At 42.6% G+C, this 223-nt stretch carries 1 protein-coding gene; it reads left to right on the top strand.

Annotated elements, in window-relative coordinates; all coding sequences use genetic code 11:
• A partial coding sequence (locus tag HMPREF0044_RS08225; protein WP_006547576.1) for an SHIRT domain-containing protein occupies nucleotides 1-223 on the top strand: 223 nt, incomplete at both ends.

Below are 223 nucleotides of genomic sequence, written 5' to 3'. Positions count from 1 at the left end.
AAGATTCTTCTAAGCAGCTTCCTGCAGAGGTTACTGCTTTAACTCCTGCAGCTAAGAATAACAACGTGCATGGTTCTGATGTTCCTGCAGTTGCAAGTACCTTTAATGAAGTTGCTGTTGAAGGTGGCAAGTGGGTATTCGTAAACTGGGATGCTGAAACCGCAATCACTGGTATTTCTAAGAATCATCACTTCGTTGGTACTTGGAAGTTCGTTCCATCTAA

The organism is Gleimia coleocanis DSM 15436, from assembly GCF_000159015.1.
GTDB lineage: Bacteria > Actinomycetota > Actinomycetes > Actinomycetales > Actinomycetaceae > Gleimia > Gleimia coleocanis.
This window is presented reverse-complemented; position numbering and strand designations above follow the sequence as displayed.